This window comes from Candidatus Eisenbacteria bacterium (genome assembly GCA_035577985.1).
GTDB lineage: Bacteria > Desulfobacterota > Binatia > DP-6 > DP-6 > DATJZY01.
Map to the genome: position 1 here is coordinate 1 of DATJZY010000020.1, position 14398 is coordinate 14398.

The 14398-nt window shown below is 71.6% G+C and carries 11 protein-coding genes; 4 read left to right on the top strand and 7 right to left on the bottom strand.

Translation table 11 applies throughout. The features are described 5' to 3' along the window. On the top strand, positions 1 to 141 hold a 141-nt coding region (locus tag VMS22_02530), incomplete at its 5' end, for an SDR family oxidoreductase (protein ID HXJ32889.1). Between the two features lie 6 nt (positions 142 to 147). On the opposite strand, the gene VMS22_02535 is transcribed toward VMS22_02530, so the two are convergent. After that, on the bottom strand, positions 148 to 2784 hold the full coding sequence (locus tag VMS22_02535) for a DUF11 domain-containing protein (GenBank protein HXJ32890.1): 2637 nt from the start codon (positions 2782 to 2784) through the stop codon (positions 148 to 150). Positions 2785 to 3014: 230 nt separating this feature from the next. Here VMS22_02535 and VMS22_02540 point away from each other — a divergent pair, with 230 nt between their 5' ends. Next, on the top strand, positions 3015 to 6608 hold the full coding sequence (locus VMS22_02540; protein HXJ32891.1) for a trifunctional glycosyltransferase/class I SAM-dependent methyltransferase/polysaccharide deacetylase: 3594 nt from the start codon (positions 3015 to 3017) through the stop codon (positions 6606 to 6608). A 110-nt stretch (positions 6609 to 6718) separates the two neighbouring features. Then, on the top strand, positions 6719 to 7279 hold the full coding sequence (locus VMS22_02545) for a hypothetical protein (protein HXJ32892.1): 561 nt from the start codon (positions 6719 to 6721) through the stop codon (positions 7277 to 7279). 194 nt (positions 7280 to 7473) lie between these two features. Here VMS22_02545 and VMS22_02550 read toward each other — a convergent pair whose 3' ends face one another. From VMS22_02550 to VMS22_02575, 6 genes are all read right to left on the bottom strand, one after another. Then, complete coding sequence (locus VMS22_02550; protein HXJ32893.1) at positions 7474 to 8637, bottom strand: methylated-DNA--[protein]-cysteine S-methyltransferase; 1164 nt, start codon at positions 8635 to 8637, stop codon at positions 7474 to 7476. A gap of 32 nt (positions 8638 to 8669) precedes the next feature. Further along, complete coding sequence (locus VMS22_02555; protein ID HXJ32894.1) at positions 8670 to 9578, bottom strand: glutathione S-transferase family protein; 909 nt, start codon at positions 9576 to 9578, stop codon at positions 8670 to 8672. A 39-nt stretch (positions 9579 to 9617) separates the two neighbouring features. Then, positions 9618 to 10454 carry an AraC family transcriptional regulator gene (locus tag VMS22_02560; protein ID HXJ32895.1) on the bottom strand — a complete coding sequence of 279 codons (837 nt, stop codon included), beginning with the start codon at positions 10452 to 10454 and terminating at the stop codon, positions 9618 to 9620. A gap of 30 nt (positions 10455 to 10484) precedes the next feature. Beyond that, positions 10485 to 11930 (bottom strand): Calx-beta domain-containing protein, encoded by a 1446-nt coding sequence (locus VMS22_02565; GenBank protein HXJ32896.1) that lies wholly within the window; start codon positions 11928 to 11930, stop codon positions 10485 to 10487. 126 nt (positions 11931 to 12056) lie between these two features. Beyond that, positions 12057 to 12878, bottom strand: coding sequence for an SDR family oxidoreductase (locus tag VMS22_02570; protein HXJ32897.1), 822 nt, complete (start codon positions 12876 to 12878; stop codon positions 12057 to 12059). 83 nt (positions 12879 to 12961) lie between these two features. Beyond that, the gene (locus VMS22_02575) at positions 12962 to 13426 is read right to left on the bottom strand and encodes a nuclear transport factor 2 family protein (protein HXJ32898.1); all 465 of its coding nucleotides are present in this window, start codon (positions 13424 to 13426) and stop codon (positions 12962 to 12964) included. Positions 13427 to 13479: 53 nt separating this feature from the next. On the opposite strand from VMS22_02575, the gene VMS22_02580 reads away from it, so the two are divergent. Next, positions 13480 to 14349: an SDR family oxidoreductase gene (locus VMS22_02580; protein HXJ32899.1), complete on the top strand. Its 870-nt coding sequence runs from the start codon at positions 13480 to 13482 to the stop codon at positions 14347 to 14349. Positions 14350 to 14398 lie beyond the last annotated feature (49 nt).

Here is a 14398-nt window from a genome sequence, read left to right on the forward strand (position 1 = left end):
CGCCTGGGACAGCCCGACGAGCTCGCGGCCGCCGTCGCGTTCCTCGCCTCGGACGACGCGTCGTTCGTGAACGGCGCCCTCTACGTCGTCGACGGCGGCGCGCACGCCGCGAACCAGGTCGGGCTCATCGGCGGAGAGTGAGCCCCCTCAATCGCGCTCCCTCGACTTGCACGGGCCCGTCGACCTCACGAGCGGACCGTCGTCGACGCAGCGGCGGCCGGGCTTCGCCGGCACGCAGACCTTGACCGACGCGCGGCAGTGTCCGCCCTGGCCGTCCTTGGCCGTGAACCGCACGACGTAGACGCGCCCGTTCCCGTCCTTGGCCGGATCGATGCGCTCGGCGCGCAGCATGGCGCTGGGCCCCCCGAGCCCGCTCGCGTCCGGGCAGGAGTTGCCGGTGGCGCGGTCCTGGAGCGGCTCGTCCTGGAAGACGTCGGTCACGACCACGTCGACCGGATCGCCGTCGGGGTCGGTCACGCCCGAGACCTCGACCGGGACGAGCTGGTGCTTCGGCGGCCACAGCTTGGCGGGCGACGCCTTCGCCCCGCGACAGTCGGGCGGCTGGTTCCCCGCGCCGGTCGTCGACGTCGTCGGGGCGGTCGAGGTGGTCGTCGTCGAGGTCGAGCTGGAGCTGGTCGTGCTCGACGTCGACGTGGTCGTGGTGGTGGTCGGCGACGGCGGCTCTGTGGACGACGTCGACGTGCTGGTCGACGTCGACGAGGTGGTGCTGGTCGAAGTGGTCGTCGTGCCGGGGCACGGATTCACGTCGGGGCGCGGCGGAACGAAGCGCGAGAACGTGTTCTCGGCGGGGTCCTCCCAGCGCACGATCCACCCGAGCGCCTGACACGGATCGCCTCCGAGGTCGGCGATGGTCACGGTGTCGCGGCTGGTCGTGGTCGCGAGCGGGATCACGGTCGAGAGCTCGTCGGGATCTGGATCGTCGGGATGCGCGAAGCTCGCGAGGCCGTCGCTGACCATGCGGCAGGGCGGCGGGTCGACCGCGAGGGCGGTCACGTTGTAGGCGTAGCCGAAGCCGTTGTTGACGAGCCGGATGCGCCAGGTGTCGGGCCCGGCGGGCTCGCAGCCGAGGATCGAGAGGTCGGGCACGACCGCGGTCGCGTCGTCGACCACCGTGTGCTCGACGAAGTTCGTGTCGACGCGCGACGGTGGCACGGCGTCGGGGAAGACGATCGTCCCGACGTTGCGGATGCGCGTCCCGACCGGCGCGTCGGCGCGCACGTTCACGGAGAAGTGCACGGTGCGCGGCTCGTTCGGCGTCACGACCGGATCGAGCCACGTGATCGTGCGCGTCGCCGCGTGGTAGGTGCCGCCGTCGTTCACGTCGAGCGTCGTGTCGTCGAGATCGGGCGGCAGCACGTCGATGATCGACACGTCGTGCGCGTCGGCGGTGCCGTCGTTCTCGTAGTGCAGCGTGTAGGTGTGGCGGCGCGCCGCCTGCGTGTAGCCGTAGCCGAAGACGTTCACACGCGGATCGGCCTCCTTGAAGTTCGGGTCGTGCGGCACGCAGCCGGGCACGCCGAGGTCGCACTGCGAGAGGCGCTGGAGGTTGGAGAGGCTCGGATCGGACCACGTCGAGCCGTCGCAGCAGAAGGCCGGCACGCACACGTCGCCGCAGGTGCCCCGATCGACGCAGCAGCGGTGGACGGGGGCCGGCGTGTCCGCCGGCAGGCATGCGACGCCGGACACGATGAGGTCCAGATCCGGCACGACGGCGAGCTCACCGCCGGAGCAGTCGGGCTGGCCGGGCGCCGCGGGAAGCTGCGGGACGCAGTCGCACGCCGGGTCGGCGCAGTCGGCGCGGCCGTCGCAGTTGTCGTCGATGCCGTTGCCGCACACCTCGGGGAACCCGCCGCGCGACGACTTGTCGAAGAACGCGTGCGTGACCGACACGTTGTCGGTGGGATCGGGCTCACTCGAGCTCGACGTCACGCGCTCGACGTTGGTGGTGATGGAATTGCACTGGAGGCCGCCCGGCCCGAATGGCGGCTTCCCGAGCGTGACGCCCACCTGCGCGGAGGCGTTCGCAGCGACATCGCCGGCCGAGAACGTGGCCACCGTGCCGTCGTTGCTGAGCGCGGCGGGCACGGTGCTGCTCCCGTACGGGTGCAGCGGCGGCAGGAAGTCGACGATCTGCGCTCCCGTCGCGGTATCGGGCCCCGTGTTGGTGCACATGAGGCTGTAGGTGACGTCGTCGGCCGAATCGTCCGACGTGGTCTTCGTGGCCGCGAGGTCGGCCGTGCCGCCGGGCGTCGTGCCGGAGCCGGGCACGAAGCGCAGGTCGTTCCAGGCCGCGTCGAAGCAGGTGTCGTTGAGCGTCACGGTGCCGATGTCGCCGATCTCGGCGGCGCCGACGAAGAGGTCGTGCTCGCCGAACTGGAACTGGTGTCGCTCGCTGCCGCCGGTACCCACGAACGTGATGACGCCGCGGCACTCGGCGAGGAGGTACTGGAAACCGATCGCCGCGACCGGGGGATCGATCGTGAGCGTGATCCCCTCCGGGAAGAACGATTCGAGCTGGCAGATGTCCCCCGCGATGCCGCCGGCGCAGCGATAGAGGCCGTGCGTGTTCGTCGTGCTGAAGTCGAAATCCGAGCCGCCGCTGGTGAGCGTGAACGCCAGGGCGCCGGCGGGTGCCGTGCTCGCGTCGAAGACCTCGAGCACGGCGCCGGTGAAGGCGGAGTCGCCGGGATCGAAGATCAGCCGGGCGCGTGCCGGAGCGGCGGACGTGGCGGCCAGGATCACTGCCAACGCGAGAGCTCGCATGGAACCACCCTCCCTTTCGGAGACGGCGCGAGCGTCGCGCCGCGCGCGCGCGAATTCAATGAGAACGGCCTCCCATCAATTGGGGAGGTGAGGACGCCGGCGGGCTAGTCAGCGAGACGGCGATTCAGGTAAGTCAGCCGAATGCGCGGGGGGTCGGAGAGATGCCAAGGCACCCGCTACCCTTGGCGGACGCGGGCGGCACGCTAGCGCTCCTTCGCCACGCGCGCCCAATGCCCCGTCCTACGATCAGCGTCGTCGTCCCCGCGCACAACGCGCAGGCCACCGTCGCCGGCGCGCTGGCGTCGCTGCAGGCGCAGACCGTGGATGGGTGGGAGGCGATCGTCGTCGACGACGGGTCGACGGACGCCACGGGGGACATCGTGCGCGAGATCGCCGCGCGCGATCCACGGATCCGCGTCGTGAGCCAGGCCCAGCAGGGTGCGTCGGCGGCGCGCAACACCGGGATCGCCGCCGCCGCCGCGGATCTCATCCTGTTCCTCGACTCCGACGACTGGATCGCGCCGGCGCACATGGAGACGCTGCTGGGTGCGCTCGCGGCCGATCCATCGCTCGACGCGGTCTACAGCGGGTGGGCGCGCGTCTCGCCCGACGGCGACATGGTGCCCGAGTGGTTCCATGGCCGCCCCGAGGACCTCATCGCCGCGCTGCGGACGAGCTGCTCGTTCTCGATCCACTCGTGCCTCGTGCCGCGCGCCGCCATCGTCGCCGTCGGCGGGTTCGATACGAGCCTGCGCACCTGCGAGGACTGGGATCTCTGGCAGCGCGTCGTCCGCTCCGGTGTCCGCTTCGGCGTCGTCGAGGAGGTGCTGGCCTACTACCGGCTGCGCAGCGGCTCGCTGTCGCTCGACGCCGTCCAGCTCCTGCGCGACGGGCTACGCGTGGTCGAGCGCGGACACCTCGCCGATCCCAGGATTCCCGGCGGTCCCGGCCGCGAGGCGCCGAAGCTGCCGCCGGGCGAGCTCGAATCGACGCAGATCGGCCTCTTCTGCTGGACGGCGGGTCTGGCACTCGGGCAGGGCGTCGATGCGCGCCAGCTCCTGGACGAGGTGCGCCCCGAGCTGTGGCCGAACCTCGATCCGCCGACCCTGGCGCAGTCGATCGTCCACGCCGGCCTGCTTCCCGGACGTCTCGGGCCACGGGGTGGCGACATCCTTTGGGCGGAGTCGGAGCCACTCGTCGACGAGTTCCTCGTCGCGGTGGAGGAGCGCTCCGGCGTGCCGAGGCTCGCCCGCCGCGTGCGACGGCTCCTCGAGGTCCTGGTCCAGCAGCACTCGCACGCGCCGCTGCCACGCATCGTCGGGTCGACCATGCGCATCGCCGTCGAGGTGACCCGTCCGATCGAGAGCGTGACGGCCCCGCCGGGCGTCGAGCGCATCCAATGCGAGGCCACGGTGATGGGCCAGCGCCTCGGCAACGTCGAGGTCCCCGTCGTGGACGGCCTGGTCCCCGCGCCGGTCGTCGCCGATGCCATCGCCTCCGTCCAGGCGTGGTCGATTCTGTGCCGGTTCTTCGAGCAGGACGTCTATCGCCAGGCGCACGTCGAGCCGGACGCCCAGGGCCTGTGGCGCTGGCGCGGCAACCTGCTCACGACCACGGACGTGCGCACCGGCAGCGGCGCCTTCATCCAGGACCTGCACGATCGCGCCGGCTGGACCGTGTTCCTGCAGGAGCTCTGGGGACGACCCGAGTGGCCGTCGGATCGGTTCTACGATCCCGCACTCGCCGAGGAGCCCACGCAGCCGCGCGCCGTCGAGGGCGATTGGGTGACCGTCGAGGTGAGCGACGACCTCCAGGACCTCGCCGTCACGCCAGGCCCTCTCACGGTGGAAGCGACGGTCGGCGGCGTCGCGCTCGGCACAGTCGCGATCACCGCGACCGGACCGCGCCTGCCGGCGCAGGCGCTGCGGGCGGCGATCACGGAGGCGAGCGGCGTCGAGCTGTGCGTCGTCGCGGTTCGCGAGGCGCTCCTCGGCACGGCGCTCTCGCCGCCGTCGACGCTGCGGCGCCGGCTCGCCGAGGCCGCACGCCGGGCGGTACGGCCCGTCGGTTCGTCCTCGGTGCGCGTGCGCGGCACGTCGCTCCTCTCCCCGAACTGGTCGCACGCCGCCAGCCGCGCGCTCGACGGCGCCGGTGGAACGATCGTCGGCCGCCGCGCCGCCGGGTCGATCGGCAGCAGCGCGTCGCGCCGCGCGACCCTTCCCGCCTCGGCCGTGCGCGAGGTCGTGGCATCGACGGAGCTCGACGGCGAGCCGATCGTGGTCGTGCCGGGTCCGGAGCGGGACCGCGTCGTCTACGCACCCGATCTTCTGTGGGGCGGGCCGGCAGCCGGCGGCGCGACGCCCGCGTCCGAGGCACGAACGGAGACGACCCGGGCCTACGGGCGGCACGACTTCGAGCGGCTGTTCGCAACCGGTGCCGACCCCTGGAAGTACACGACGCCGTACGAGCAGGTGAAGTACGAGCAGACGCTCGCCCTCGTTCCCGCGGGTCCGATCGCGCGCGCGCTCGAGCTCGGCTGCGCCGAGGGGCACTTCACCGCGCGGCTCGCGGCGAAGGTGGAGCACCTCGTGGCGGCCGACATCTCGACGCTCGCCCTCGAGCGGGCGCGGGCGCGCACGGGCACCGCGGGCGACGTCGAGTTCGTCCACTTCGACCTCGTGAACGATGCCTTCCCCGGCCGATTCGATCTCATCGTGTGCAGCGAGATGCTCTACTACGTCGCCGATCGCCGGACGCTCCCTGCGTTCGCTGCGAAGATCGCCGATGCGCTCACGCCCGGCGGCTATTTCCTCACCGCGCATCCCAACATGGCCGGCGACGAGCCGGGGATGCCCGGCTTCGACTGGGACGCGTCCGTCAGCGCCAAGGACCTCGCGGACGTCTTCGGTGCGCTGCCGCAGCTCCGCTTCCTCGTCGAGCTGCGCACCGTCCCGTATCGCATTCAGCTCTTCCGGCGCGAGGATGGTGCCGCGACGCCGCGCGCGCAGCCGCTGCCGCCCGAGCGCGTGATCGACGCCGAGTACGGGGAGATGGCGCCGAGCGTCGCGGCGCGGCTCGTGTCGGCCGACCAGGCGCCGCCGCGCACCCGGTCGGCGACGGTCACGACCGAGCGGCTGCCGATCCTCATGTATCATCGCGTGGCGCCCACGGGCGCGCCCGCCACCGCGCGCTACCGCGTGACGCCCGAAGCGTTCGAGGCGCAGCTCGCGTACCTGAAGGAGTCGGGCTTCCGCGGCACCAACCTGGTCGAGTGGTCGCACGCGCTCCGCACGCGCCGCCCGCTGCCCGGCCGCGCGGTGCTGTTCACCTTCGACGACGGCTATCGCGACTTCGCGACCTACGCGTGGCCGCTGCTCCGTCGCTACGGTTTCGGGGCCGTCGTCTTCCTCGTCTCCGAGCTGATCGGCAAGACCAACCGCTGGGACGTCGCGATGGGCGAGGAGGTCCCGCTGCTCGACTGGGACGAGATCCGCCGGCTGCGGGACGAGGGTGTCTGGTTCGGATCGCATTCCGCGACGCACGCACCGCTCACCGCGCTCGCGCCGGACGAGATCGTGCGCGAGGCCGCCCGGTCGCGCCTGACGCTCGAGCGCGGCCTGGGTCACGCCGTGACCGCCTTCGCGTATCCCTACGGCGACGCCGATCGCGTCGTCCACCATCTCTGCGGCGCATGCGGCTACCTGTACGGCCTTTCGTGCGAGCCCGGGCCGAGCACCCTCCGCGATTCGGCGATCGCGTTGCCGCGCATCGAGATCATGGGGGGCGACGGGCTCGAGCAGTTCGCCCTCAAGCTCGACGTCTGACCAGCGTCACCGGAACGACGCTGCGTCGGAACTCCGTCCGGTTCGGGGCCGGCAAGCGGCGGAAAGGCCGATCGTGGGGATCGGTACGCCCCTTGCACTCCCTATCGCGGATGCGGCTCCACTCTCGCGCGACGCTCGGGGCGCTGGCGCTGGTCCTCGGCGTCTCGAACGCCGCCACCGCCGCCACCGTGATCCCGCCGCCCCCCGTTGCCGCCTGCTCGCCGGCGCCGCTGCCGTGCACCCCGGCCCGCAAGATCAAGCTGCAGCTCGACTTCGTCCACCACCGCCTGTCGTGGAAGTGGAGCGCGCGCAACGTCGTCTCCTTCGGCCAGCTCTCGAACCCGACGCTCAACCGCGCCGGCTACGACCTGTGCGTCTACGACGCGAGCGGCGCGCTCTTCATGGCAACCGGCGTCCCGCCCGGCGGCGTGTGCAGCGGACGCCCCTGCTGGCGCGCGAAGCCCTGGGGCTACGAGTACCGCTCGGCCACTGGCCAGAGCCTCGGTCTCACCAAGATCATGCTGAAGGTTGGGCACCGCGCCGACAAGCTCCTGGTCACCGGCGCCGGCAACTCGCTGCCGATGCCGCCCACGCCGCCCGCATCGTCGGTCACCGTCCAGCTCGTCCGCAGCGACGACCACACCGCATGCTGGACGTCGACGGCGCCGTGAAGCGCCGCTGAATCGGGGCGGGGTGCGGCGAGGCCGGCGGTGAGGCTCCGGCTTCGGCTTCGCCGCGCGACAAAACACTCGGAGCGTCATGGCCCGACTTTGCGTCGCGCCGCTACGCAGGCGCCTCCGCCTCACCGCCGGCCTCGCCGCTCCGCGCTCGCCGGATTCAGCGCCCCGTCGGCCGCGTGATCGCCTTAGCCGACGGCGCGCCAGAGGTACCAGCTCGCGACCGAGCGATACGGGCGCCAGCGCTCGCCACGCTTGGTGACGTCGGCGGGAGCGGCGAGCTCGTCGTCGCGGTTGCGGGTGCGGAAGACGCGCGCGAAGCCCTTTCGGATGCCGAAGTCGGCGATCGGGAGGACGTCGGGGCGCCCGAGGCGGAACATGAGGAGCATCTCCACGGTCCAGCGGCCGATGCCGCGCACGGCCGTGAGCGCCTCGACGATTGCCTCGTCGTCCATCGTCGCGAGCGCAGCCAGCGTCGGCACCTGCCCGGCCTCGGTGCGTTTGGCGAGGTCGCGCAGGCTCGCGAGCTTGGCTGCCGAGAGGCCGGCGCCGCGCAGGGCCCGGTCGCTCGTCGCGAGCACGTGGTTCGAATCGAGATGGCCGCCGGGACACAGCGCCGAGACGCGCGCGAAGATCGTGGCGGCGGCCCTGCCGTTCAGCTGCTGGTGGACGATCGCCTCGGCCAGCGCGTCGAACGTCTTCTTCGTCTGCTTCAGCTCGAGGGCGCAGGGTCCGATGCGTCCGATGTGCCGCGCGAGCACGGGGTCGGCTTCCGAAAGGTACCCGATCGCCGCGTCGGCGTCATACGGGAGCTTCGTCGCCGCCGTCAGACGGACCGGCGACTTCTCGATCGAGAGCAGGCGATCCTTCGTCACCAGCCCGCCGAAGGCCGAGAACCCTCCCGCCTTGCCGCCGGCGGCGAGCACGCGGTGGCACGGCACCACGATCGGGAAGGGATTCGTGGCCATCGCCCGCCCGATGGCGCGCGCCGCGCCCGGCGCTCCGACCTTGCGCGCGAGATCGCCGTACGAGACGGTTTCTCCCGCCGGAACCCGGCGCAGGGCCTGGTAGACGCGCGCCGTGAACGGCGTCACGTGCTCGAAGTCGAGCCGTACGGGGGAGAGGTCCTGCGGGCGTCCCTCCAGGTGCGCACGCATGCGGCCGATCGCGTCCGTCACCCAGGGTGGCGTCGCACCCGCCGTGGCCTCGCGATCCGCGTCGGGGGAGCGCGTGGCCAGGCGCGCGCGCGTCTTCGCAGGCGTCGCCTCGGGAAGCTGGATCGCGGAGATGCCGGCGTCGTTCCACGCGAGGCCGGTCGGACCGATGGCGGTGTCGAAGACGAGGAAGGGCATGTGACGAGTCTACCTCGGAGCCGCGTGCCGAATCACTGCCTCTGGATCCGGTAGCCCGCGCGCGGGAAGTGCACGGCGAGGTCGCCCAGCTCCGGATCGCGGCGCCGGATCGTGATCTCGTCCGCCGCGAGACGCACGACGTTGCCGGCGGTGCCCTCGCGCCCGTAGTCGTCGGCGGTGATCATGACGTCGTCCCCGACCGAGAGGCCCGCCACCACGGTCGCTCCGCCCGCGACGTCGGCGGGCTCGGACTCGCGGGCGATCGCGAGCGCCTCGGAGCAGGCCATCGGTCGCACGTTGCCGGGGCCGAAGCCCTCGATGCGAGCCATCCAGCGCCCGAGCGCGGGACGCGCGTCGATCGCCGCCGCCAGCTCGGGACAGCTCCTCGCGAACCAGAGCGGGTGGAAGCAGGCGGCGTCGGCGAGCGAGAACGCGTCGCCCAGGATGAAGGGACGATCGCGCAGGAGGCGTTCCAGCCGATCGAACGCGAACGGCGCTTGACGCAACGCCGCCGGCGCGAGCGTGGCGAACGCTTCCTTGCTCAGCATCGGCGACATCGCCGCGCGATCGACCAGGATGTCCGGCGGCAAGACGGGCAGGAGGGCCAGCACCGTCGGCGGCATCACCAGTGAGACGAGCCGTCGGTCCGCCCAGTCCTCGGCGAGACCCACGATCTCGGCCTCGGCCGGCGGCAGGCAGGCGGGCTCGGGATGCAGCGCTTCCAACCGGCGCAGGATGCACGCGCTGTCGCAGTAGACGTCGGCGCCGATCTGCATCACCGGGACGCGCCGGTACCCGCCCGTGAGCGGCGCCAGCTCGGGCTTCGGCGACATCATCGGCTGCTCGACCGATCGCCACCGGATCCGCTTGTAGGCCAGGACGCGACGGACCTTCTCGGCGTACAGCGAGCGCGGGTAGTGGTGCAGGACGATCTCGGCCATGGCTCACCTCCGATGCTCCGGAGGCTAGCCGAGGGTCCGCTACGAGACTTTGCGAATCTTGCGGCGACGCATCTCGCGCGGGGTGCACCCCAGGGTCTGCCGGAACGAGCGGTTGAAGTTCGCGAGGTCGGCGAACCCCGCCTCGTAGGCGACGTCGGTCACGGCCCGATCGGTATCGAGCAGCAGCGCGGCCGCCCGCCCGAGGCGCGTCTGTACGAGGTACTGATGTGGCGTGACGCCGAGGGCGCGCTTGAACGAGCGCAGGAAGTGGAAGGGGGACAGGCGCGCGTGCGCCGCCAGCTCGGCGAGCGAGAGGGGCTCGGCGGCACGCTCGTCGATCACGCGACAGACGGCGACGGCGCGACGCTGCTCCGCCCAGGTGATCGGCTGCGGCGCGCGCGTCCGCTCGCTCTGGCTGCGCAGGACGTCGGCGGCGAGCGCCCGCGCGACTTCCTCTGCCGACGGCGGCACGGGATCTCCGCCGGCGAGCAGCATCCGCGCGGCCGCGAAGTGGCGCGCATTCCTCGGCAGGGTCGCGTGGTGGAACCGGGCGTCCCGCGCGCCCGTGCTGCGCGCGACGTCCTCCAGCGCCTCGGGCGTGAAGTCGATCGAGACGCAGCGGTCGCCGCGACCGTGCTCGTGGGAGCACACGAAGTCCTGCCCGGCGGTTCCGAGGATCACGGAACCCGGCGTGAGCGTCACCGGGGCCTTGCCGACGCGGTACTGGAAGGTGCCCTCGACGACGACGGCGACCGTGAACGCGGTGTGACGCTCCTCGAAGGGACGGTCCTCGGGACCGAATCGGCACACGCGGTCGGTCAGGTGGAGATCGGCGAAGCTACCGATCTGACGCGATGGAAGGCCCTCGCCTGGCATGCCCGATCGTACGCCGCCCTGGACGCTGCGTCACGGGGCGTCGTCGGGGCAGGCGAGCGCGCCACGGAGCGCCAGCGCGTCGGCCTTGATCGGCTCGCCGGCGTCGAGGAAGCTCGCGCGCACCTCCGGATCGAGCTTCTTGCGCGCCGCGCGGCCCGCCAGGAGGTGGCGATAGCCGGTGAGCCCCTTCACGAGCTCCTTCAATCGGGCCTTCGCCCGGTCGAGCTTGGCGTCGCGGCAGGCGTCGATCGCGGCGTGCGCACGGCCCAGCAGCTTGTCGAGCTTCGTCCGGAGCTTCGACTGGTAGCTACCGAGGTCGGGCGCCGTGTTCACGCGATCCTGCAGCGCGGTGAGCCGGCACTCGATGGAGGCGAACGTGGGGCCGTCGGGGATCGTGCCGCAGGTGGCCTCGGGGAGCGTGGTCGTGGTCGTCGGCGGCCTCGTCGTGGTGGACGAGGTCGACGAGGAAGTCGACGTCGACGTGCTGGTGCTGGTCGACGTGCTCGTCGTCGAAGTCGTGCTCGACGACGTGGACGAGGACGTCGACGACGAGGTGGTCGTGCTGGTCGACGTGCTCGTGGACGAGGTGGTCGACGTGAGCGTCGACGAGGACGTGGAGGTCGACGACGTCGATGACGTGGACGAGGACGTCGAGGTCGACGAGCTCGTCGACGTGCTGGTGGTGCTCGACGTGCTGGTGCTCGAGGAGGTGCTGGTGGTCGTGGGCGGCGGGGCGTCGGCGATGGTGACGGTGGCGTCGGTGTCCACGCCGAGGTCGTACTGGGCGCCGTCGTCCAGGGTGAGGATGACGGTCTCGGGGCCCTCGACGAGCGCGTCGCTGAACGGCGTGATCGTCTGCGTGGCGGTGGCGCTGCCTGCCAGGAAGGTGACGCCCGTGCTGATGCCCGAATAGTCGGCACCGTTCCCCGCCGTGCCGCCGATCGTGTAGTTGATGCTGAGGCCGAGGCTCGTGTTGCCCACCCGGGTGAAGGTGAAGGTGCCCGCGTCGGGCCCCACCTCCGACGCGTTGGGGTCGGTGGCGGCGATGGTGACGACGGGGACGGGGTTGTCGGCGATCGTCACCGTGTCGGTATCGGCGACGCCGACGTCGTACTGGGCGCCGTCGTCTACCGTGAGGACGACGATCTCGGGGCCCTCGACGAGGGCGTCGTTCAGCGGGGTGATCGTCTGCGTGGCGGTGGCGCTGCCTGCCAGGAAGGTGACGCCCGTGCTGATGCCCGAATAGTCGGCGCCGTTCCCCGCGGTGCCGCTGATCGTGTAGGTGATCGAGAGCGCGAGCGTCGTGCTCCCCGTGCGCGTGAAGGTGAAGGTGCCCGCGTCGGGACCGACCTCCGAAGCGTTGGCATCGGTGGCCTGTATCGTAACGATCGGGGTCTGGGCGCCTGCCGTGCCCGGTAGGGAAATGGCCGCCAGCGCGACGAGCAATGCGGCCATCCGCCACAATCCGGGGTACATTGGTACACCCATAGCGAGATCAGGTTGTTGTTGGCAATGGGCGCGCATCCCCGGAAAAAGGGACCGTCCGGGGGCTGACGACGACCTGCACGGCGGTTGCGGGCCCGCCGACCTGGGCGGCGCGCCCTACAGGTTCAGCTGCTTCGGCGGCCGCACGACGATCTCGGCGACGTTCACGTGGATCGGCTGCGTCACCACGTAGAACACCGCGTTCGCGACGTCCTCGGCGCTGGACAGGACCTGCTTCATGATGGGCTGGAGCTTCTCCATCACCTCGTCCGGTAGCCGCTCGCCGCGCTTCACGTCGACCTTCACGCCGGTCGCCTGCACGAACCCGGTGACGAAAGCCGGGTCGAAGTTGCGCGCAAAGTTCGTCGCGATCGCGCCGGGACGGACGTCGACGACGCGGATCGTGTCCTCTTCGAGCTCGCGGCGCAGCGTGCTGCTGATGCAGGTGACGGCGTGCTTGGTGGCGCCGTAGACGCCCGAGTCGGCGCGCTGCGCGGCGATCGAGGAGATGTTCACGATGTGGCCCTCGGCTTTGCAGGCACGCATCGCGCGCACCGCCGCCTGGCTGCCGACGAGAAGTCCCAGCACGTTCGTCTCGAGCATCGCGCGCCATTCCTCCGGATCGCCCTCGACGATGGGCGTCGGGTACGAGAGGCCGGCGTTGTTCACCATGATGTCGAGGCGCCCCGTGTCGCGGACGGCGCGGTCGACCAGGGACTGGACCTGCTTCACATCGCGGACGTCGAGCGCGACCACGATCGCCCGTCCGCCGGCCTTCTCGATACGGGCCTTCGATTCCTCCATCGCCGACAGCGTGCGGCCGGCGAGGTAGGTCGTGGCGCCGGCCTCGCCCAGCTTCTCGGCGACGGCGCGGCCGATGCCACTCGATGCGCCGGTCACGATGGCGGTCTTTCCGGTGAGGGGTTGCGTGCGGCTCATGGGGCTCCTCCTTCCAGGTCGCTTCTCATAGCCCTCTGCCTGAGTCGAAACGAATCGCGTCGAGGACCGGCTGGAGGGCGGTCCTATCGGATCACGTTCAACGCCTCCGCGTGGCCGAGCACGCGCGTCGTGCGCCGGGCGATGAGCCACGCGCCGGCCTGCTTCACGAGCTCCCATTTGTTGAGGCTCACCCGATAGACGTGCGTGCCGGCGCGCGTCTCGAGATAGACGCGCGAGTAGCCGACGGCGCTGGCGCGATCGGGGCCGTGCAGCGTCACGACCGCCGGACCCATCTGGTGCGCGCAGTGGCCGACCATCTCCTGGTGGCGCGCGCCGCGCACCATCGATCGCACGGCATCGCGCCCCTCCATGCGTCCGACGTCGACGTCGTAGACGCCGTCCTCGGTGAAGACCGCGGCGGCGCGGTCGGGATCGCCGGCGTCGACCCCGAGGCCGTAGCGGATGATCACACGGTGGATCGCGAGCTCGTCCTCGAGCTGCTCCACGCGGCGCGCGAGGGCGGCGACCGTCTCTTCGAGGTTCGGCATGACGGTCTCTACCCTGCTGGCCCCCGCGCCGGCAATGTTCTAGGGAGCCCCGGATGGCAGGACGACTCGAAGGCAAGGTTGCCGTCGTCACGGGCGGCGGGAATGGGATCGGGCGCGCGACCGTGCTGCGCTTTCTCTCCGAGGGCGCGCGTGTCCTCGCGGCGGACCTGAATGCGGAGAGCGGCGCGGAGACGGCCGAGCTGGCGAAGAAGGCCGGGCACGGCGATCGCGTGAAGTTCGTGCGCGCGAACGTCACGGAAGAACGGGACGTGCAGGCGGCGATCGAGGGCGCGCAGCGCGCCTGGGGCCGGCTCGACTGCGTCTTCAACAACGCCGGCGTCGCCGGCGCGATCGGTCCCATCACGCACATCGCGGTCGAGGACTTCGACTACACGATGGCGGTGCTGGTGCGCGGAGTGTTTCTCGGCATGAAGCACGGCGGGCGGCTCATGCGTGCGCAGGGGCAGGGCGGCACGATCATCAGCACCGCGTCGGTGGCGGGGCTGTCGGGCGGCGATGGGCCGCAGGCCTACTCGGCCGCCAAGGCGGCCGTCATCAACCTCACGCGCGCAGTCGCGATCGAGATGGCGCCCGATCGCGTGCGCGTCAACTGCGTCTGCCCGGGCGGCATCAACACACCGCTCCTGCACCGTGGCAGCCCCGAGGCGATGGGCGAGCTCCTCGATCGCGCGCAGCCGTGGCCCGAGCACGGCCGGCCCGAGGACATCGCGGCCGCGGCCCTGTATCTCGCGAGCGACGACGCGCGGTTCGTCACGGGCGAGGCGCTCGTAGTCGACGGCGGGCTCAGCATCGTCGGCGGCAATACGATGCGGGGGTCGATCGGCGGCGCGCAGGTCGTCAACGTGATCGGGGTCGATCGGGGGTCGACGGGGGAGATGTCTACGCTGCGGACGATCGAGTAGGGGTGTTCGCGGGGGGCGGGGCGTCGGAGCCGCGAGGTTGGGGGCAGGG